Here is a 21486-nt window from a genome sequence, read left to right as displayed (position 1 = left end):
GAATTATATATGAATAAGAAAAAATTATTAGGATTATTTGTAGCAGGTTTTATAGGAATAACAAGTAGTGTCCCAGTATTTGCAGCTGATTTAACAACAAGTACAGAAGCATCAGTAGAGACTCAGACTGAAAACACAACAAATACAACTAAACATTGCAAGGGAAAAGGCAAAGCAGAAAGATTTAAAATTACAGCAGATAATTATGCTGAAAAAGCAAAAGAACTAGGAGTAGATATAACAGGATTAAGTCAGGAAGATTCTATTAAAGCAGTAAAAGATGCGATGAAAGCACAAGGAAAAGAAAAATCAATTGAAAGAGATAAAAAAACTGCAGAAAAATTAGGAATAGACATATCAGGAATGACTGATGAAGAAGTTAGAAGTGCAGTAAAAGATGCTATGAAAGCGAAGGGAAAAGAAAATTCAGTTGAAAGAGTTAAAAAGGCTGCAGAAAAATTAGGAATAGATATATCAAAAATGACTGATGAAGAAGCTAAAGATGCAGTAAAAAACGCAATTAAAGATTCAAAGCCTAATAAAAAGTCTTCACAAACAGAATCAAAGTCTACAACAACAACAGATACTTCAGATGAAAGTAGTTCACCTGAAGTTTAATTAAATAAAAATTATATTATATTTAATAATGGTTAATAAAAAAAGTTTTACAATATTAAAAAATAATTAGGATGTATAAAAAAGCTGTATCAGATTAAGCTAAAAACTTAATTTGGTGCAGCTTTTAAAAATTAAATATTGACTATTTAAAGCATATCTTTAAGCATAAGTCCTACACTGAGTTGTATTCTAGAATCTAATGAAGAAAGATCCATATTGAGTAATTCCTCTATTTTATTGATTTTGTAATTTACAGTATTACGATGAATAAATAGTTCGTCAGCGGTTTCTTTTACACTTCCATTATTTTTAAGATAAGAACGCAAAACTGCTACGAGTGAAGAATCATTTTTTTTATCATGTTCTTGTATTGGTTTTATTGTATGTTCGTAATATTCATACAGTATATCGCTATCTTCAATATTCATAAGAAGTTTAAAAATACCCATATCAGAATAAAAAATAAGAGATTTATCAATTTTATTTTTTGTCTGGAGCGTCTGTATGTTTTTTGCTTGTCGATAACTTTTACAAAGACAGCGTATGCTCTTTGTTTGTTTCCCAATTCCTATAGTGAAATTTTCTCTACCGTTTAATAATATTTTTAAGTGATTAATTAATTCCTCAATATAACTATGCAATTCCTCGCTTGAATAATTTGCTAAAATAATAAATATTTCTGTATTATGAAGAAAAATAGCAAAATTGTTATAATTATGAGCCATATGATTTTCTAAATTTATTATTATGGAATTTAACTTTTTTGAAATAGAATCTTTTGAATTTTTTAAATTTATTACGCATACAGCATAGTGCCAGCTAATATTAAATCCTCTTTGAGATAACTGAATAACATATAATTCTTCTTGTTTTGGAAAAAATATTGCATTTTTAAATGCAGCAGATATTTCTATATTTTTCTGCTCATCTTTTAATATTGAAAGACAGAAGATACGCATTATTTCTGCTAAATGAATCTTCCAAGGAACAATAAAAATAGGAAAATTATTTTTGTTACCAAATTCTAATACATCATCAGATATTTTTTCTAAAAATGGTCCAGTATTTAATATGAGTCCTGCTGCATTATTATTATAAATACTTTTAGCTAATTCTAATAAGGTTTGTCTGTTACTAAGTCCAAATCCTGTAGCAAAAGCAATTTCTCCTCCTTGCAAAAAAGAAGAAGCTTCAGTGGTTTCAACCATATGAACCCATCTTACAATATTATGCATACCTTTTTCTCCAGCAGCTAAAGTTATGTCCATATTATTTAAATTTTTAATTAATTTATAAAGTTCAACTGACATAATCATTCTCCTTTTTATATTAAGTATAAATATAAAAAAACAGGCAAAGAAAACCATAATAAGCTTCTTTGCCTGCTTTTATTATCAATATTATATCATTATTTAAAATAATTGCAAATTATTTGGATAGTTTATTTCATATATTAAATTATATTTAAAATAATGAATTTGATTGTGCTATCGCACAAATGAAATTAGGCGATAGCATGTTGTTTATACTAGTCAAAAGAATATAATAAAAATCAATCAAGAAAAATAACTACAGATGTAATAATTTATATATTTATTAATTAGAGAAAGGATGATATTGATATGACAATGTCAGCAGCAGAAATAAAAGAAAATGCAAAAAAATATGTATTACAATCATGGAGTAAGCAAAATTCGATTAATCCATTACCAATAAAAAAAGCAGAAGGAATTTATTTCTATGATTATGATGGAAATAGATATACAGATATGTCCTCACAACTTGTAAATTTAAATTTAGGATTTGGCAATTCAGATATTGCAGAAGCAATTAAAAAGCAGGTTGATAAATATTGTTTTATAGGACCATCATATGCAGCTGAATCAAGAGTTACATTAGCAAAAATGATTATAAATCTTTTACCAGATACATTTGGAAAAGTTTTTTTTACTAATGCAGGTGCAGATGCAAATGAAAATGCAATTAAAATTGCAAGAATGGTTACTGGAAGAAACAAGATATTTAGTCGTTATAGGAGTTATCATGGATCATCATTCGGAGCTGGTAATTTAACAGGAGAACCAAGACGTTATCCATTAGAACCTGGAATCCCGGGATTTGTTAAATTTTTTGATCCATATATGTATCGTGAACCAATTGATTTTAAATCTGAAGAGGAAGCAACAAAATACTATTTAGCAAAATTAAGAGAACAAATTATATACGAAGGTGCTGATAGTGTTGCAGCAATTGAAATAGAAACAATTACTGGTTCAAATGGTATTATTATTCCACCAAAAGGGTATCTTCCAGGAATACGAAAAATATGCGATGAATTCGGAATAATTATGATATGCGATGAAGTTATGGCTGGATGGGCAAGAACAGGAAAAATGTTCGCATTTGAAAATTTTGATGTAATTCCTGATATTGTAACATTTGCTAAAGGTGTTACATGTGGATATGTACAATTAGGAGGAGTTGCTGTAAGCAAAAAAATAGCAGCATATTTTGATGACCACCTTTTATCATGTGGTCTTACATATAGTGGACATCCTCTTGCATGTGCTGCAGGTGTTGCTTGTGTAAATTATTATAGCAAAGCTAATATTTTAGAAAATGTTAATAGAGTTGGTGCTGTACTTGCAAAAGAGTTGGATTTCATGAAAGAAAAACATCCTTCTATAGGAGATACTCGTCATATTGGTTTATTTTCTTGTGTTGAACTTGTAAAAGATAAGACAACAAAAGAACCGATTGTTCCTTATGGTAAAGATCTTGAAGGCACTATGGGAAAAATAATTGGTATGCTTAAGGAAAAGAAATTTATGACTTATTCTCATGAAAATATGATTTTTATATGTCCTCCACTTATAATTACAGAAGATCAGCTTAAAGAGGAACTATTAAAATTAGATGAAGTATTAACAATAGTAGATAAAGAATTTATATAATAATGTAAGGAGAGATGTGTATGTCTCATTTTTCAATACCGTCACATGTAATAATAGGAAAAAATGCAATAGAAGAAGCAAAAGCATATTTTAAAAATTTAGGAAATAAAGCTTTTATAGTTACAGGAAAGCATGTTGGAAAATCTCCAATGATGAATCAATTAAAAAAAGTACTAGAAGAAGAAAATATTTCTTATTATGTATTTGATGAAATTATTGGCGAACCAATTGATACAATGATAGAAGAAGGAGCTTCACTTTACAAAAAAAATTCATGTCAGTTTTGTATTGGTATAGGTGGGGGTAGTCCTCTTGATTCAGCCAAAGCAATTGCAGCATTAGTAGCAAATGGTGGAAAAATATCTGATTATAATGGAAAAGAGATTATAGGAAATATGATTCCTATTGTTGCAATACCAACTACATCTGGAACTGGTTCAGAAGCTACAAAATTTACAGTTATAACAGATAAAGAAAAAGATATTAAAATGCTTTTAAAAGGAAATTCTTTAGTCCCAGATATTGCGATTATTGATTTTGATTTTACTGTGGATATGCCAAAAAGCGTTACTGCATCAACAGGATTAGACGCTTTAACCCATGCATTAGAAGCATATACTTCTCGAAAAGCATTTGAATTGACTGATATATATGCGATTTCTGCAGTAAAAAGAATAATGAAATATCTGCCTATAGCTTATAAAAATGGATATGATGCAAAGGCACGCGAACAGATGGCAATTGCTGCATTTGAAGCAGGAGTTTGTATTAATAATTCTAGCGTAACTATTGTACATGGAATGAGCCGTCCTATTGGAGCTTTATTTCATGTGCCTCATGGAATGAGCAATGCTATGATTTTAAAAGAATGTCTTGGATTTGCCTTAGATGGTGCATATGATAGATTTGCTAGCTTAGCCCGTGCTATAAAAATATCAGGAAAAGATGATAGTGATAAGGAAGCAGCAGAGAAATTGATACTAAAAGTAGAAGAACTATGTAAAATTTGCAAAATCCCTAGTTTAAGAGAATATGGAATCGAAGAAGATAAGTTTATCAAATATATTCCTAAAATGGCGGAAGATGCAATTCTTTCTGGTAGTCCTGCAAATACAATAAAAACTATAACTAAAGAAGATTGTATAAATATATATAAGAAGATTTATTTTTCATAAAAGTATTAAATGTGCTATAGCATAAAAAAATATGTGCTACAGAGCATTGCTTGAGTTTTTAATAAGAGTATAATCAAGATATAAATAAATTATAAATAAATACAGATAATTGTAAATACAGCAAAGGCGCTAAAAAATTAAGTGCTTTTGGCTGTATTTTTTTATTAAAAAGTAATGGAGGTAACTATATGAATGAATTACAGAAAGAAAAGGAAAAAGAAATACAAATAAAAGATTTAAATATAAACTTTAAGGACAATGCGGGCAAGACTGTACAAGCTCTTAAAGATGTTAATTTAGATATATATAAGGGTGAATTTATTTCACTTTTAGGACCTTCAGGATGTGGAAAAACTACATTGCTTCGTAGTATTGCAGATTTGCAAGAGCCTACTGAGGGGGAAATTAAAGTTGCTAAAATGACACCTAAAGAGGTAAGACTTAAGCAAAAATTTGGATTTGTTTTTCAACAACCAGTGTTATTTGATTGGAGAACTGTAAAGAAAAATGTAGAACTTCCATTGGAAATAATGTATTACGAAAAAGGGGAAGCATCTAAAAGAGCAGATGAGATGTTAAAAATGGTTGGACTTAAAGAGTTTAAAGATCATTTCCCTAAACAGTTAAGTGGTGGTATGCAGCAGAGAGTAAATATTGCTAGAGCTTTTGGGATACGTCCAGAGATACTTCTTATGGATGAGCCGTTTTCAGCATTAGATGAATTTACAAAAGAAAAATTGCATGAAGATTTACTTCATATGTGGAGCCAGACACATAAGACAGTTGTATTTGTAACACATAATATTCAAGAAGCTGTTTTTTTGTCAGATCGTATTTGTGTTTTATCACCACATCCAGGGAGACTTACAGCTATTGTAGATATTGATCTTCCAAGACCAAGAACAATTGAAATGAAAGAAACACTTCATTTTAACGAATTAGTTAAAAAAGTTCGTGACGGCTTTGAAGGGGGCAGTGTTTGATGAAGAGTAAGATTAATAAATTATTTGATAAGAAATATGTTTCTATTATTTTATGGGTTGCAATTCTTATTATTTTATGGGAGATTGGAGCAATTATTGTATCAGTAACAAAAAGATCGCCAGAAAACATATTGCCACATCTTTATAAAATTATTATGTCTATATTTTCTTCAAAGAAAGTTTCAGGTGGAATGAGTGCTTCAATGGTAGTATTCGTAAGTGCACAGGCAACTGTTATAAGAGCAATGATTGGATTTATACTTGGAGCGTTTGCAGGTTTTATATTGGCATTGTTAATGAAATTATCAGGTATTTGTGAAAAAATATTATTCCCATATTTGATGTTAATTCAGCTTATTCCAGTACTTGGATTAGCTCCAATTGTTTTAGCAATTACTGGGGATATAAATAAGAGTCGTATTATAATTGCAGCACTATTAAGTTTTTATCCAGTAGCAACAAATACACTTGCAGGCTTTAAATCTGTAGGAAAAGATAAATATGAACTTATGAAAACTTATGCAGCAAAAAAGGGAACAGTTTATTTAAAGGTATTAATTCCATCTGCAATACCTTATTTCTTTACTGGTGCTAAGATTGCTGCACCTATGGCACTTACAGCATCTTTCTTAGTAGATACATTGCAGGGAGATGGAGGGCTTGGATGTATGCTTTCACAATCATTGAAGCATGCCATGTCAATATATGTTTTTTGGATAATAGTATTTCTTAGTGCTTTTCTTGGAATATTTAGTGGAGTTTTGATGTCATGGATAGAGAATTTAGTATCACCAGAGAAACGAGCACTTAGAAAAGCTAAAAAAATAAGGGGAGGAAATTAATATGCAGCAGAAAATAAAAAGAAAAAAAAGTTTATACCGCAGGTTAGAGCAAAATGAGAAAGTTCAAGCTATGTCTGCTATTGTTCTTCCAATTATATTAAGTGTAATAATTGTTATTTTATGGCAGACACAGATTCTGCACAAGCTATTAAGTACAGATACATTTACACTGCCATTACTTGATAGAATTGGCAGCATTATAGCTGATAATGTAGGAAATATATATAAGAATGTTGTTGCTACAATGATTGTCGCACTTTTAGGTTTATTTTTTGGGAGTTTACTTGGATATGGAGGAGCAGTTATCGCTGCACTGTTTCCGAGAATCGGCAAAGGGGGATTAAGTGTACTTGGTGCTTTTGCATCAATTCCAGTAGTAGCACTTGCACCTGTTTTTAATAATTGGACAAAAGGAATATCAAGTGATGCAAATATACGAAGTATGATAGCAAAAATTATTGTAGTTATGCTTATTTCAGCAGCTAATATGTGTCTTAATGCATATCGTGGTTTAACAGAATTAAAACCATATTCAGAGGATTTGATGGACACATATGCAGCTAAGAAAAGAGTGGTTTTATTTAAACTTTGTATTCCAAATTCAATTCCATATATTTTTGTTGCTTTAAAAGTAGCAGTTCCTGCAAGTATTATGACTGCTATTGTAAGTGAATACTTTGCAGAATATATCATAGGTGTAGGAAGACAGATAAGAGAAAATATTGTTCTTGCGCAGTATCCTACAGCGTGGGCATATATTGTAATAGCGTGTGCTATAGGTATTATTTCATATGTTATTTTGGTAATTATAGAAAATATTATTTTTAAAAAATATTATCATTAGTTTTAAAAAATGAATTATAAAAAAGCTTATATCAGAAAATAAGGAGGAATTAACATGAAAAAAAGAACAGTAAAATTATTAGGGATAATTGTGGCTGCAACAATGTCAATTTCAATGATGGTAGGATGCGGATCTGATAAAAAATCAACTGCTAGTACATCTTCAGGATCAGGAGAATTAAGCAAAGAAGAAATTATTAAAAAAGCAGCAGGTGAAAGTAAAGTTAGCAATTGGGGACTTGGAAATGAATATGAGGTTAAAGCTTTATTAGCAAAATATAATCTTCCAACCGATTATTTAAGTCAAGATTTTACAATGGATTCTTTTGATGATGATTCAAGCACTCTTGCATCGGCAATGACATACAATGAGCTTGGTCTTGTAAAGAATAATTATGATGGCGGATATGGTTATGGGGATGAGGTAGGAATCATTGATATGAATGATGAAGGAGTTGCAATGCTTGAGGACAATATTTTTTGCACTAAAAAGTTTGCACGTGAGAACCCAAATACAGTAAAAGCATTTTTATATGCATCTTTAAAAGGATGGGAATATGGAGTTGAACATCCGGAGGAAGCAGCTCAAATATGTTATGAAGCAGGTTCTTCTGTTTCCAAAGAGCATCAAAAATATATGGCAGATGAAGTAGCAAAGCTTGTTAAAAAAGATATGTCAGGCAATGATGTTTTAGAAGATATAGGGAAAATTAACGATACTGCAATGCAACAGACATTAGATATTGCAAAGAAATATGTAACATTAGATGATTCATCAGCTCAAGAAAAATTTAAAAGTTTAACTCTTGATGATATTCGTGATAGCTCATATTATAATGCGGCAAAAGCTTCTGATGGAAAATTCAGTGTTGAAAAAAATGAAGTAAGCATACAGTTAAAATGGTTGCCAGATGCTCAATTTATGGGATATTTTGTAGCAAATGCAAAAGGATATTATAAAGATGCTGGACTAAAAGTTAACATAATATCTGGTGGTGGAGATATTTCTGAAACTACTGCAGTAAATAACGGAACTGTTGATTTTGGTGTAACATGGCCTACTAATATGGCTGTTGCAGATGCTAGTGGAATGGATCTTGTAGAGATAGCACAAATATTCCAAAGATCAGGACTTACACTTGTATATAAGCATAAAAATTTTCAGGGCTAAAGTTAATTAATATTTATTAGTTTAGTAAAAAGATAGAAATAGGGGTGTTTATAGTATGGATTTATTAATTAAAGGAGGAACTGTTGTAACAGCAACAGGAAGTTATTTAGCTGATGTTGCTGTTAATAAAGGGAAAATTGTTGATATTGGTGAAAATTTAAATATTACAGCTACTAAGGTTGTAAATGCTGATGGAAAATTAGTTTTACCTGGTGCTTTAGATGCACACACACATATGCAAATGCCATTTGGGGGTACAGTCTCAGCTGATAGTTATTTAGCAGGAACAAGAGCAGCTGTATGTGGTGGTGTAACTACAGTTTTTGATTATCCAGTACAACATAAAGGTGAAACTATATTAGGGCTTGTTAACTCTAAAAAGAAAATACTTGAAACAGATGCTTGTTGTGACTATGCATTTCACTGTTGTATAACAAATCTTAATGATGGTCAAATATTAGATGAGATGAAACAGGCTGTTTTGGAAGGAATTACAAGTTTTAAATGTTTTCTTGTATATAAAAAAGAAAAAATGATGGTTGATGATGGTGTTTTAACAACTCTTTTGCTTAGGGCAAAAGAGCTTGGTGCAATGATTAATGTACATGCTGAAAATCCGGATTTAATAGATCTTCGTACTGAACAATATTTAAAAGAAGGAAAGACATCTGCGTGGTATCACTATATGAGTAGACCAGAATTTGTAGAAGCTGAAGCTGATAAGAGAGTTGTTCACTGGGCTAGCCACTTAGATACACCTGTATATCTTGTTCATATGGCAGATAAAGAAGGACTTGAGGAATGTATTAAGGCTAAAGAGAAAGGCAAGGATATATATATTGAAACATGCCCTCAATATCTTGAATTTACTTGCGATGTATATAAAAGAGAAGATGGACGTAACTTTGTATGTTCTCCACCTATGAAAGGTAAAGAGAGTCAAGATGCATTGTGGACTGCTTTAAAAGCAGGATTTATTGATACTGTTGCAACTGATCACTGCCCATTTCAAAGTTATGAGAAGGATTGGGGAAAAGATGATTTCTCAAAGATTCCTAATGGTTGTGCTGGGGTTGAAAATCTATATCCATATATGCTTGATGCTGCTAATAACGGAAAACTTTCGTTTGAAAGAGTTGTTGAAGTATGTTCAACAAATGTAGCAAAAATATTTGGATGCAAGGATAAAGGCGCTATTGCAATAGGAAAAGATGCAGATATTGTTATTTATGATAAAGATAAAGATTTTACAATAAGTGTTAACAATATGCATTCTGATTATGATCATACAATTTGGGAAGGCAAAAAACTTCATGGATATCCAGTACAGACGTATTTAAGAGGACAGCTTGTGTATGATAATGGAGAATATGTTGGGAAACCTGGTATTGGTAAGTATGTAAAAAGACAACCAAAATAATTTTAAATTAAATGATATTTATATGATTTAATAAAAAAATAATTAGAAATTAGGAGGCTAATATTATGGCATACGAAGAAATGATTATAAAAAGTGAGAGTGGAAGGTGTCTTCTATGTCACGATGCTCCCTGTAGTAAAGCTTGTAAAAAAGGTATTAATGTATCAAATATTATACGTTCATTACGTTTTGAAAATTATGTTGGAGCAGGTGAAAAACTAAAAAAAGGTGCTGAATGTTTAAACTGTGATGCTCCATGTATGAAAATGTGCAGAAGGAATCAAATTGATAGTTCAGTTAATATAAGAGAAATTTTTATAAAAACAAATGCTATAAAAACAGAGAAAAAACTTTCAGATTCAATAAAAGTAGATTTATCTGTTGACTTTTGTGGAGTTCATTGTGAAAATCCGTTTTTTCTATCATCTTCAGTTGTTGGAAGTAATTATGAAATGGTAGCAAAAGCTTTTGATATGGGTTGGGCAGGCGTAGCTTTTAAAACAATTGGTAAATTTGTTCCTAAAGAAGTTTCTCCAAGATTTGCAAGTCTTGAAAAAGAAAATAATCCGTTTATTGGTTTTAAAAATATTGAACAAATTTCAGATCATACATTAGAAGAAAACATCACATATTTAAAAAAATTAAAAAAGAATTATCCTACAAAAATTATTATTGCATCAATTATGGGACAAGATGAAGAGGAATGGACTTATCTTGCACAAAAAATGGAGCAAGCTGGAGCTGATATAGTTGAATGTAATTTCTCATGTCCTAATATGACAAAGGATGGACTTGGAAGTGATGTTGGTACAGAACCTGAATTAGTTGAAAAATATACGAAAGCAGTAAGAAAAGGTACAAAACTTCCTATTTTAGCAAAGATGACTCCTAATATTACCAATATGGAAATACCTGCTTTAGCTGCTGTTAAAGCAGGAGCTGATGGAATTGCAGCAATTAATACAATAAAAAGTATTATGAATGTTGATTTATATAATAATTTTGTATCAACACCTAATGTTGATGGAAAATCTGCTGTTGGTGGATATTCTGGAAAAGCTGTAAAACCAATTGCTTTACGTTTTTTATATGATATGAAAACAAATAGTGAATTGAAAAATATACCAATAAGTGGAATGGGTGGAATTGAAACGTGGAAAGATGCAGCAGAATTTATAGCTTTAGGCTGTGGAACAATTCAGGTCACTACGTCAGTAATGCAGTATGGTTATCGCATAATTGAAGATATGATTGAAGGACTGATAACTTATATGAAAACTGAAGGTTTTTCATCAGTGTCAGAAATTATTGGAAAAGCAGTTCCAAAAGTATTTTCAACAGATGTATTAAATCGAAATACTATTCAATATCCTAAATTTAACCGAAAAACATGTGTTTCTTGTGGAAGATGTTATTTATCATGTTTTGATGGAGGACATCAAGCTATATATTTAGATGAAAAAACGGGACAGCCAATTCTTAATGCAAATAAATGTGTTGGATGTCAATTGTGTAAATTAGTATGTCCTACTGGTTCAATTACAGCAGGAACAAGAGTTGAAATAAAGAAAAACAAAGAAAATTAATATTATTAAAGGAAGGTGCTTAATATATGTATAAATGTAATTTAGAAAGAATGAAGGATAAAATAGAAACATTTTCGAAATATGGAGATGCTGGACATGGTGGAATAACAAGATATTCTCTTTCAGAAGCAGCAATTAAAGCTAGAAATGAATATAGAAAGAGAATGGAAGCAATTGGAGCAGAAATTGAAGTAGATGATTTAGGAGATATGTATGCTACACTTGCTGGTTCTGATAAAAATGCTAAGAGAATTGTAATGGCATCACATATTGATTCTGTTAAAAATGGTGGAAATTATGATGGAATACTTGGAGTTATGTCTGCAATGGAAGTGCTTGAAACAGTTGTAGAAAAAAATATTCCACATAAACATCCATTAACTGCAATGATTTGGACAAATGAGGAAGGTTCTTTATACCCACCAGCAATGATGTGTTCGGGAATTGTATGTTATGATTATTTACCAGAAGATATAAAAACTGGATTCAGATATGAAGACATGATGAATTCGAAGAGTATTGTTGATAAGAAAAGCACTTTTGGAGAAGCTCTTGAAAAATCTGGATTTAAAGGAGATAAAAAATATAGATTATCACCTGATAGATATGAGTATATGTTTGAAACACATATTGAACAAGGACCAATTCTTGAAGATAATGGTAAGAATATAGGAGTTGTTGATTGTGTACTTGGTATGTTTAATTATAGATTAAAATTTTACGGTCAGACTACTCATGCAGGAACTTTTCCAATGCCTAAGAGAAAAGATGCATTTTTAGCAGCGTCAAAAGCTCTTTGTTATCTTCATGAAGAAATAGATAAATTAGGATATAAGGACTTAGTATATACAACTGGTGAAGTTGTATGTCATCCATGTGTACATACATGTGTACCTGATTATTTTGATTTTTCATTTGATTCTAGACATGAGGATCCTAAAGTGTTAGAAAAAGTTCTTGAAATTGTTAAAAGTTGTGCTGATAAAGTATGGGATGGATGTACTTGTAAAGTTGAAAAAGCATGGAATAGAGATACAGTATATTGGAATAAAAAGTTAGTTAGCTACGTAAAAGAGTCTGCCGAAGAACTTGACATATCTCATCAATATATTCATTCAGGAGCTGGACATGATGCACAGTTTGCATCTTATATGATTCCAACAACTATGATTTTCGTACAGTCAAAAGATGGATTATCTCATTGTGAACCAGAATATTCAAAGCCAGAACATTGTACAGAAGGAGCATCGGTTATGCTTAATGCAATTTTAAAAGCTGATAATGATTAATTAATCATAACCCCAAGATTATAAAAATAATAGAAAGATTTTACCCAAATACTATATGGGGAGGGGAAAAGATGCAGAATTATGTAATTACAATTGCTAGAGGATTTGGAAGTGGTGGTAAATATATTGGGACAAGACTATCAGATGAATTAAATATTCCGTGCTATGATAGAGAAATTATTACAATGGCGTCTGACAAGAGTGGAATAGATGAAAGTATGTTTGTTGAAACTGATGAGAGGTTAAGGGGAAAATATATTGCAAATTTTTTAAGAAGATTGCCACGAGCCCTTGTTATTGAACCACAAGAGAAAAAATTTATATCTGATAACAATCTTTTTAAAATTCAGGCAGAAATAATTAAAAGTCTTGCTAAAACTGAAAGCTGTATTATTATTGGTAAATGTGCAGATCAAATTTTAATAGATTACCCAAACGTTCTTAAAGTTTATATTAAAGCACCATATGAGACATGCACAGAATCTATTAAGAATAAAATGCATGTATCTACAGAACGAGCAAAGGAAATTGTACGTAGCACAGATAAATATCGTTCTCAATATTATAATTATTATTCAGGAGGACTAGATTGGACTGAACCTTTAAATTATGATGTGGTATTAAATAGTGATAAATTAGGAAGAGAACAGTGTGTAGAGACAATTAAAGAAATAATAAAAATAAAATTTGGCGATAAATAGAAGTAATTAAGTATATAAAAGTGTTTATAAATTAGATATTTTAAATGTAGTATTGAGCTTTGCATTAAATAATTAGTGCAAAGCTCATTTTGCGTAAAAAATAAATATCAAATTCTAAGAACATAATATTTATGGTAAAATAATTTTATGTTAAATTGCTTTTAGTAGATAATATTACGATAAGGCTTAGGGGGTGACTATGTGAATCTTAAAATAGTAATAAAGAATATTTTAAAAGACAAATTTAGTATAAGCTACAAAAAGGGGAAAAAACATCTTCTAAATGAAAATGTTAAGTCTGTAGAGGTAAAAGAAACAGACGGTTTTACTAATATATATGGAAGAGTTTATGATAAATCAAAATCATATTTTACTCAAATAAGAATAAATGAAGCTACTCAACAAATTGATTTTATATGTAATTGTGAGCTATCTGAAGAGGCAAAAAGATATTCTGGAAATTTTATATGTGAACATATAATTGCCACTTTATTAAAGCTAACAGAGGGTGAAGATTATACTTTAAATAAAAACGAAAATATAAAAGTGGAACTTAGGCTTGAAGAAAAGTTTAATTCTCCATATAAATTTGATGCTATTTTGTTTTTAATAGGAAATGAGAGAACTAAAATAGCAAGTCCTATGGCTCTTAAAAAATATATAGAAAATTATAAAGGTGATTTTCTAAAAAAGAATGAAAATCTTTTAAGAATACTTGAAAATACTAATTTTAAAATTAAAGATGAAGATATTAGAAATATATTGATGGAATGTACTTATATAGATTTTGCTATGAAGATAAATTCTGAATATATTTCTAAGATAAAAAATGAAAATATTCCTCTTAATTTTACTATTAAACTGGAAGATGAACGGATAAAGTTACAGACCTTTAAGACAAAAATTGAAGCGTTAAACACTGAAAAATCAGTATTTTTATATAATCGATGTATTTACCTGCCTTCTATAAAGCAATATAAATTATATACCCCATTTTATGATGTCCTTCATGAAAGACACTACTGCTACATAAAGAAAAGTTCAGCTCAAAAGGTAATAAAAGCTTTAAGAAGAATCGGAAAACTTAAGATAAATGATGATGTGATTGATATGGTGTCAGAAGAGTATAAATTTAATCTATATTTTAAAAAAGATAATGAAAAATTATACTGTGAATTTAATATTCCTAAGGAAAAAGCATCTTTGAAAAAATCAGCAAAAGTAAAAAAAATAGAGGAAATTTTATTCTTAAATAGTTTTACTAAAAAAGATGATTTATATTATTTTGTAGGTGAAGATGAAAGTCTGATAGAGCTTATAAAAAGTAACATATCGAACTTATGTGATATTAAAACATCCAAAGATATTGGTGAAATAAAAGTGCTGGATGCTGATGATATTATAGCTAAACTGGAAGATGAAGAAGATAAATTAAAGTTTGATTTAAATATTTCTAACATAGAAAATGATGAATGGAATTCTGCACTTGATAGTTTTTCAGAGGGAAAAGAATTTTATAGATTTAACAATTATAATTTCCTTGATTTTAATGATGAAAATATAAGGAAATTTATGAACTTCTTAAAAATAATTAATTATAAAGGAGATAAAATAAGTCTACCTTTAGGATATGAAGATTTGGTTGATGAAGCTATTAAAAATGTAGATTATATAGATGTTATAAATAAAGATGATAAGAAAAATAGAATTTTTAAAACAACGATAAAAGATTTTAAAGGCAGCTTAAGAAATTATCAGAAAGAAGGCTTAAAATGGCTTCAGAATAAAAAAGTAAAAGGACTTTTTGGTATACTTGCTGATGATATGGGCCTTGGGAAAACCATTCAGATAATAAGCTTTATTTTAAAAAATAGAAAAGAAAAAACTATGATAGTTACACCATCATCACTTGTTTATAATTGGATAGCTGAATTTAAAAAATTTGCACCTACTTTAAAAATAGCATGTGTTCATGGAAGTAAAGATAAACGTATGAAAATGATAAAAAGTTTATCTTCATATAATGTGATAATAACTTCTTATGGAACTCTTAATATGGATATAGATTTTTATAAAGACTGCATCTTTGATAATCTTATTATAGATGAAGCACAATTTATAAAAAATCATAAATCGAAAGTTACAAAGAGCGTAAAAAATATTAAAAGCAAAGTAAGATTTGCACTAACTGGAACGCCGATAGAAAATAATTATTTAGAGATATGGAGTATATTTGATTTTTTAAAGGAAGGATATTTATTTTCAGAAAAGGAATTTAAAACAAGGTTTTTAAATGGAGATGAAAATCAGATTAAATATCTAAAAATCATGATAAAACCATTTATTTTAAGAAGAACTAAATCTCAGGTTTTAAAAGAACTACCTGATAAAATTGAAAGAACATTTTATGTTGAAATGACAAAAGAGCAGAAAAGATACTATAAGTTAAGTTTAAAAAAAATCATAAAAGAATCTGAAGGAATGACAAATCAGATATCCATATTATCATTTTTGACAAAGCTTAGGCAGATTGCGTTAGACCCATCAATTATTGATGATACATATAAAGGCGGAAGTAGTAAAATTAATAAAGTTTTAGAGATTATAGATATGTGTAAGAAAAGCAATAAGAAGGTGCTTATTTTTTCACAGTTTACAACTGTTTTAAAAAAACTTAAAGAAAAACTCGACAAAGATAATAAATCATATTTCTATTTAGATGGTTCAACAAAAGCTTCTGAAAGAGTGAATTTATGTGAAAGATTTAATAACACTAATGATGCAGATATATTTTTAATATCGCTAAAGGCAGGAGGAACAGGACTTAATTTAACATCAGCACAGGTTGTTATTCATTTTGATCCGTGGTGGAATCCTGCAGTAGAAAATCAAGCAACAGATAGAGCGTATAGAATAGGACAGAAAAATGATGTAGAGGTAATAAAGATAATATCAAAAGATACAATAGAAGAAAAAATATTAAAGCTAAAAGAAGAAAAAAGCAGTATGTTTAATAATCTTTTAGATAATGATACTGATTATTGCATGAGTAATACTAAGCTTACAAAAAATGAAATAAAATATCTTTTATCGCAAGATGTATAAAATTTTCTTTTCAAAGCTTATATGACATCAGCAAATAAAGTGTTTTAAATTATGGTACAATATATATATGAAATAATGAGGTGGCAATGAAGTGAAAGAGAATATTGATGAAATAACAGAGGAACTTGAAAAGTACTATAATAAATTCTGTGAAGATAAAAGACTTACAAGAAGGCATGGACAGGTTGAATATATAACTTCTATGAAATATATTCATGAATATATTAAGGGTGTACAAAACCCTAAAATTCTTGATGTTGGGGCAGGTACTGGGAGATATTCAGTAGCTCTTGCAAATGAGGGATATGATGTTACAGCATTAGAACTTGTAAAGCATAATCTTGGAGTTTTAAAATCAAAAAAAAGCAGTGTAAAGGCATATCAAGGGAACGCACTTGATTTATCAAGATTTGATGATAATACTTTTGATATGACATTAGTATTTGGTCCAATGTATCACTTATATTCAGAAGAAGACAAGATAAAAGTACTTAATGAGGCAAAGCGTGTTACGAAAAGTAAAGGATATATTCTTGTTGCATACTGTATGAATGAATATAGTATACTTACTTATGGGTTCAAACAAAATAATATAGCAAGATGTATTGCCGAAGGGAAAATTTCAAAGGATTTTCACTGCCTATCAGAAATTCACGATTTATATGATTATGTAAGGCTTGAAGATATTGATAAAATTGATAGTGCGATTTCAGGACTTAAAAGGGAAAAAATAATTTCATCTGATGGTCCTGCTGATTATTTAAGACCAATGCTTCATAATATGGATGAAGAAACATTTAAGCTTTTTATAAAATATCATTTATCAACATGTGAAAGACCTGAACTTTTGGGGGCGGGAGCACATACTTTAGATATATTAATTAAAGAATAAATATTATTTTAAATGGAGGAAAGTTTTAAATGAGATTAGGTAGAAATGATTTATGCTGGTGTAAAAGTGGCTTAAAGTATAAAAACTGTCATCTTGAATTTGATGAGAAGTTATCAAGATTAAGAAGAAAAGGATATATTGTTCCAGGCAGAAACTTAATAAAAAATAAAGAGCAGATTGAAGGAATAAGAGAAAGTGCTAAAGTAAATAATGGACTTCTTGATTTAATCCAAAGTGAGATTAAAGAAGGAATGTCAACAAATGATATAGATAAAATGGCACAGGAATATGTAACAATTAAAGGTGCTGTATCAGCAGATCTTAATTATGAAGGATATCCTAAGAGCATATGTGTATCTGTTAATGATGTTGTATGCCACGGAATTCCAAATGAAAATGAGATACTTAAAAATGGAGACATTGTAAATGTTGATGCAACAACTAATCTTAATGGATATTTTTCAGATGCTTCAAGAATGTTTAAGATAGGTGAAGTTTCAGAAGAAGCAGACAAACTTGTTAAAGTCACTAAAGAGTGTCTTGAATTAGCAGTTAAGATCGTAAAACCTGGAACATTTTTAGGAGATATAGGAGAAGTAATTCAAAAGCATGCAGAAAGTAATGGATACTCAGTAGTAAGAGAATTCTGTGGACATGGAGTTGGACTTACTATGCATGAAGATCCAATAGTTCTTCATTATGGAAGAAGAAGAACAGGTATGATTTTAGTACCAGGAATGGTATTTACAATAGAACCTATGATAAATCAGGGAGGACACGAAATATTCATCGACAAGCGTGATGGATGGGTAGTGCGTACTGTTGATGGTTCACTTTCAGCACAATGGGAACATACACTTCTTGTAACTGAAGACGGAGTAGAAATAATTTCAAAATAGAATATATGTGATTAAAAAGATGCTATTATTTTTTAATAATAATAGTGTCTTTTTTTGTGCTATAAATTCATGAAAAGTTTTTAATTGGTAAAAACCTATTTCACAATTTAGCATAAATAAGTAAAGTATTTTATCAAAATGTATATAAATAGAAAGATTTTATTGAAAATATTAATGTAATAATAACTTTTTATTATTATATTAATATTTTACCATAAATGGGAGTATAATTAATGGGAGGTGATAATAATGAAGAATAGAAATACTTGGTCGTCTAGAATGACATTTATTTTAGCGGCAATAGGATCGGCTGTTGGGCTTGGAAATGCATGGAGATTTCCAGGACTTGCAGGAAAATATGGCGGAGGAGCTTTTTTAATTACTTATATAATAGCAATGATTGTACTTGGGATACCAATGCTTGCTATGGAAATAGCCATAGGAAGAAAAACAAAGCAGGGAGCACCTGGTGCATTTAGATCAATGAACAAGAAAGTAGAATATGTAGGATGGGCGGCTACAACAAATGCTTTTGCTATAGGGGTATATTATGCGGCAGTATTTGGCTGGGTAATAGCAATGGCAATATTTAGTTTTAAATTTGCAGGCATGGTTAAAGATTCAGAGGCTGCAAGTAATTTATTTGGTCAGATTACTCAGACTTCATGGACAATAAAAGGAGTGGGCGTTCCAATGTCTATGGCTTTCGCACTTGCAATAGCATGGATATTAATATATATATGTATTCGTAAAGGTACAGTAAGTGTTGGTAAAGTTGTTAAATACACAGGACTTACTCTTCCATTATTATTTTTAATTATTATGGCCCTTAAAGGATTATCAATGCCAGGAGGACCTACAGGATTTGTTAAATTATTTGTTCCTGATTTTGGGGAAATTACAGCAAAAGGATTATGGTCAAAATTAATAATAGATGCAATAGGACAAGTATTTTATAGTCTTTCAATAATGATGGCTATAATGATTGCATATGGTTCATATCTTTCAGAGAATTCTAATATAGCAGAAGATGCAACAATAATTGCATTTGCAGATTTAGGAGTTAGTATTTTATCTGGAATAGTTATGTTTACAACAATGTATGGTGTAGGAATGACAGTCGATGATATGTCAGTGTCAGGCATTGCCACAGCTTTTGTTATTTTTCCACAGGCAATAGTCAATTTAACTAATATAGGATGGTTTAATGCATTATTTGGAATGATATTTTATTTATGCTTATGTTCACTTGCAGTAGACTCAGCTTTTTCTATTTTAGAAGGTGTTTCAACAGCACTAGCAGACAGATTCAAATTAAATGCAAGAAGAACTACAAAAACAATCTGTATTATAGCAGGAATTATATCAATAATATTTATAACTCAGTCTGGTCTTGCATGGCTTGATATTTTAGATAACTGGACAAATCAATATAACATGATAATAATAGGAGCATTAGAATGTATTGTTGTTGGATGGGTATTTAGTCCTCAGAAGGTATTAGATGAAGTTAATAGAAATACATCTAAATATAAAATTCCAAAATGGTGGTTTAGAGGCTCTATTAAATGTATAGCTCCTATTGCACTTGTAGTATTCTGCATTTGGAACCTTCATACATTATTTGCAAGTGGAGGAGTATATGGAGCAGAGTCAGGCTATCCGCTTTGGTCTAATATAGTAGCAGGATGGGCTGTAACATTCTTTGTATTCTTTAGTGGCTTTGTAGCGAAAGCTATTATAAAGCATAAGAAGAATACCGGTTTTGAAGACGATCATATTAAAAAGTGGGATTAATAATTAAAATTATAAAGCTTTCGCTTAAGGTGAAAGCTTTAATTATTTTTCTTGATTTATTTGAGTTAGTGGGAGATAAATTGATATATAATATAAGGAATAATTTTACATTACATTTATTAACATAAAAAATCTCTCCCTCTGTTTTTATGTACAAAAAATTATTAATTTCAGCAAGAAATTATACAATAACTTATAATTAGTTGACTATATACAATATTGTATATATAATATAAATATATACAAAAGAAATAATAAAATATTAGGAGAAAAATATGGTAAAATTAATAATTCTGTACTATTTAAACATAAAATCGACTCATGGATATGAAATTCAAAAGTTTATGCAAGCTACTGGACTTGATGAATGGGCAAAAATTAAATCGGGATCTATATACTATGCTTTAAATAAAATGGAAAAAGAAGGACAAGTAGAACTTTTAAAAGAAGAAACATTAGATTCTAAGGTAAGAAAAATTTATGGCATAACTGAAAAAGGGAAAAAAGAACTTAAAGAATGTATAAAAGAAGAACTTTCACAGCCGCTTATGCCTATATCTATTGATAAATTTATTCTACCAATTACGTTTAAAAGATTAGATAAGGAAGACGGATACACTATAATTTCAAAGCATATAGAAGAACTTAATAAGAAACTTGATTATTGGAAATACTTAAGAACCATTAAGATAACTGATCAGTCATTAAAGACAGAAAAGATATCGTTTGATATGATAATAAATGTCATAGAAGATTCAATAAGATGGCACAAAGCTCTTATGGAAGAATATGATGAACATATTAAATGCAGCGTTGAAGAAGAAAAAATAATAAGAAATACTGATTTTGATAAAGCTTCAAATGATAATAAAAAGAATACATCATTAGATGAAAACAAAATATCTGAATTAAAAAATATAATTTTAAGTGATTCTCATAATTCAAAAAAAGCTCTTGAAAAATTAATTTCTATGATGAAAAATTAGGAATAAAATAAAAAATATTAAGTATATATTATTTTATAATATATACAATATATAAAATATATATGTATAAAATGTTGTATATGTTATATTGCTATGTTAAAAGAAATATTAATAACACAGTCAATTTGAAGAATTTGTAATTCTAAATTAAAAATTAAAATTTAAAGATAAGTACCTTTATTGGAAAAGTTATGTTGTATATTTATAAAGAGATGTTAATAGAAA

17 protein-coding genes are annotated in these 21486 nt (G+C 29.4%); 16 read left to right on the top strand and 1 reads right to left on the bottom strand.

The window, feature by feature from the left end:
• Nucleotides 1–9: 9 nt before the first annotated feature.
• Nucleotides 10–618 carry a hypothetical protein gene (locus tag MTX53_RS12620; RefSeq protein WP_244834101.1) on the top strand — a complete coding sequence of 203 codons (609 nt, stop codon included), beginning with the start codon at nucleotides 10–12 and terminating at the stop codon, nucleotides 616–618.
• 146 nt (nucleotides 619–764) lie between these two features.
• On the opposite strand, the gene MTX53_RS12615 is transcribed toward MTX53_RS12620, so the two are convergent.
• Nucleotides 765–1928 carry a PucR family transcriptional regulator gene (locus MTX53_RS12615; RefSeq protein ID WP_244834100.1) on the bottom strand — a complete coding sequence of 388 codons (1164 nt, stop codon included), beginning with the start codon at nucleotides 1926–1928 and terminating at the stop codon, nucleotides 765–767.
• A gap of 318 nt (nucleotides 1929–2246) precedes the next feature.
• On the opposite strand from MTX53_RS12615, the gene MTX53_RS12610 reads away from it, so the two are divergent.
• From MTX53_RS12610 to MTX53_RS12540, 15 genes are all read left to right on the top strand, one after another.
• Nucleotides 2247–3572 carry an aminotransferase class III-fold pyridoxal phosphate-dependent enzyme gene (locus MTX53_RS12610; RefSeq protein WP_244835502.1) on the top strand — a complete coding sequence of 442 codons (1326 nt, stop codon included), beginning with the start codon at nucleotides 2247–2249 and terminating at the stop codon, nucleotides 3570–3572.
• Nucleotides 3573–3592: 20 nt separating this feature from the next.
• Nucleotides 3593–4747 (top strand): iron-containing alcohol dehydrogenase, encoded by a 1155-nt coding sequence (locus MTX53_RS12605; RefSeq protein ID WP_244834099.1) that lies wholly within the window; start codon nucleotides 3593–3595, stop codon nucleotides 4745–4747.
• Between the two features lie 188 nt (nucleotides 4748–4935).
• Nucleotides 4936–5730, top strand: coding sequence for an ABC transporter ATP-binding protein (locus MTX53_RS12600; RefSeq protein WP_244834098.1), 795 nt, complete (start codon nucleotides 4936–4938; stop codon nucleotides 5728–5730).
• Nucleotides 5730–6572: an ABC transporter permease subunit gene (locus tag MTX53_RS12595; RefSeq protein ID WP_244834097.1), complete on the top strand. Its 843-nt coding sequence runs from the start codon at nucleotides 5730–5732 to the stop codon at nucleotides 6570–6572. Before MTX53_RS12600 ends, MTX53_RS12595 begins: the two co-directional genes overlap by 1 nt.
• A 1-nt stretch (nucleotide 6573) precedes the next feature.
• Nucleotides 6574–7416 (top strand): ABC transporter permease subunit, encoded by an 843-nt coding sequence (locus MTX53_RS12590; protein WP_244834096.1) that lies wholly within the window; start codon nucleotides 6574–6576, stop codon nucleotides 7414–7416.
• A 54-nt stretch (nucleotides 7417–7470) separates the two neighbouring features.
• Nucleotides 7471–8586 (top strand): ABC transporter substrate-binding protein, encoded by a 1116-nt coding sequence (locus tag MTX53_RS12585; RefSeq protein ID WP_244834095.1) that lies wholly within the window; start codon nucleotides 7471–7473, stop codon nucleotides 8584–8586.
• A 55-nt stretch (nucleotides 8587–8641) separates the two neighbouring features.
• Nucleotides 8642–10006, top strand: coding sequence for a dihydropyrimidinase (hydA, locus tag MTX53_RS12580; protein WP_244834094.1), 1365 nt, complete (start codon nucleotides 8642–8644; stop codon nucleotides 10004–10006).
• Nucleotides 10007–10071: 65 nt separating this feature from the next.
• A complete protein-coding gene (gene preA, locus MTX53_RS12575) occupies nucleotides 10072–11592 on the top strand; it encodes an NAD-dependent dihydropyrimidine dehydrogenase subunit PreA (RefSeq protein WP_244834093.1) in 1521 nt (506 codons plus the stop codon).
• Between the two features lie 26 nt (nucleotides 11593–11618).
• Nucleotides 11619–12881: a Zn-dependent hydrolase gene (locus MTX53_RS12570; protein ID WP_244834092.1), complete on the top strand. Its 1263-nt coding sequence runs from the start codon at nucleotides 11619–11621 to the stop codon at nucleotides 12879–12881.
• Between the two features lie 71 nt (nucleotides 12882–12952).
• A complete protein-coding gene (locus MTX53_RS12565) occupies nucleotides 12953–13582 on the top strand; it encodes a cytidylate kinase-like family protein (RefSeq protein WP_244834091.1) in 630 nt (209 codons plus the stop codon).
• Nucleotides 13583–13783: 201 nt separating this feature from the next.
• Nucleotides 13784–16687, top strand: coding sequence for a DEAD/DEAH box helicase (locus tag MTX53_RS12560; RefSeq protein ID WP_244834089.1), 2904 nt, complete (start codon nucleotides 13784–13786; stop codon nucleotides 16685–16687).
• A 112-nt stretch (nucleotides 16688–16799) separates the two neighbouring features.
• A complete protein-coding gene (locus MTX53_RS12555; protein WP_244835501.1) occupies nucleotides 16800–17579 on the top strand; it encodes a class I SAM-dependent methyltransferase in 780 nt (259 codons plus the stop codon).
• A 29-nt stretch (nucleotides 17580–17608) separates the two neighbouring features.
• Nucleotides 17609–18478 carry a methionyl aminopeptidase gene (locus tag MTX53_RS12550; protein ID WP_244834087.1) on the top strand — a complete coding sequence of 290 codons (870 nt, stop codon included), beginning with the start codon at nucleotides 17609–17611 and terminating at the stop codon, nucleotides 18476–18478.
• Between the two features lie 249 nt (nucleotides 18479–18727).
• Entirely contained in the window at nucleotides 18728–20275 is a 1548-nt protein-coding gene (locus MTX53_RS12545; RefSeq protein ID WP_244834085.1) for a sodium-dependent transporter, read from the top strand.
• Between the two features lie 275 nt (nucleotides 20276–20550).
• Complete coding sequence (locus MTX53_RS12540) at nucleotides 20551–21261, top strand: PadR family transcriptional regulator (protein WP_244834083.1); 711 nt, start codon at nucleotides 20551–20553, stop codon at nucleotides 21259–21261.
• Nucleotides 21262–21486: the final 225 nt, after the last annotated feature.

It is taken from the genome of Clostridium sp. BJN0001, assembly GCF_022869825.1.
In the GTDB taxonomy this organism is placed as follows: Bacteria; Bacillota; Clostridia; order Clostridiales; family Clostridiaceae; genus Clostridium.
This window is presented reverse-complemented; position numbering and strand designations above follow the sequence as displayed.

Coding starts and splice junctions, on each gene's coding strand:
- MTX53_RS12565 (WP_244834091.1), top strand. CDS start 12,953: ATGCAGAATTATGTAATTACAATTGCTAGAGGATTTGGAAGTGGTGGT.
- MTX53_RS12585 (WP_244834095.1), top strand. CDS start 7,471: ATGAAAAAAAGAACAGTAAAATTATTAGGGATAATTGTGGCTGCAACA.
- MTX53_RS12615 (WP_244834100.1), bottom strand. CDS start 1,928: ATGTCAGTTGAACTTTATAAATTAATTAAAAATTTAAATAATATGGAC.
- MTX53_RS12600 (WP_244834098.1), top strand. CDS start 4,936: ATGAATGAATTACAGAAAGAAAAGGAAAAAGAAATACAAATAAAAGAT.
- MTX53_RS12545 (WP_244834085.1), top strand. CDS start 18,728: ATGAAGAATAGAAATACTTGGTCGTCTAGAATGACATTTATTTTAGCG.
- MTX53_RS12590 (WP_244834096.1), top strand. CDS start 6,574: ATGCAGCAGAAAATAAAAAGAAAAAAAAGTTTATACCGCAGGTTAGAG.
- MTX53_RS12570 (WP_244834092.1), top strand. CDS start 11,619: ATGTATAAATGTAATTTAGAAAGAATGAAGGATAAAATAGAAACATTT.
- MTX53_RS12540 (WP_244834083.1), top strand. CDS start 20,551: ATGGTAAAATTAATAATTCTGTACTATTTAAACATAAAATCGACTCAT.
- MTX53_RS12620 (WP_244834101.1), top strand. CDS start 10: ATGAATAAGAAAAAATTATTAGGATTATTTGTAGCAGGTTTTATAGGA.
- MTX53_RS12595 (WP_244834097.1), top strand. CDS start 5,730: ATGAAGAGTAAGATTAATAAATTATTTGATAAGAAATATGTTTCTATT.
- hydA (WP_244834094.1), top strand. CDS start 8,642: ATGGATTTATTAATTAAAGGAGGAACTGTTGTAACAGCAACAGGAAGT.
- MTX53_RS12610 (WP_244835502.1), top strand. CDS start 2,247: ATGTCAGCAGCAGAAATAAAAGAAAATGCAAAAAAATATGTATTACAA.
- MTX53_RS12605 (WP_244834099.1), top strand. CDS start 3,593: ATGTCTCATTTTTCAATACCGTCACATGTAATAATAGGAAAAAATGCA.
- preA (WP_244834093.1), top strand. CDS start 10,072: ATGGCATACGAAGAAATGATTATAAAAAGTGAGAGTGGAAGGTGTCTT.
- MTX53_RS12550 (WP_244834087.1), top strand. CDS start 17,609: ATGAGATTAGGTAGAAATGATTTATGCTGGTGTAAAAGTGGCTTAAAG.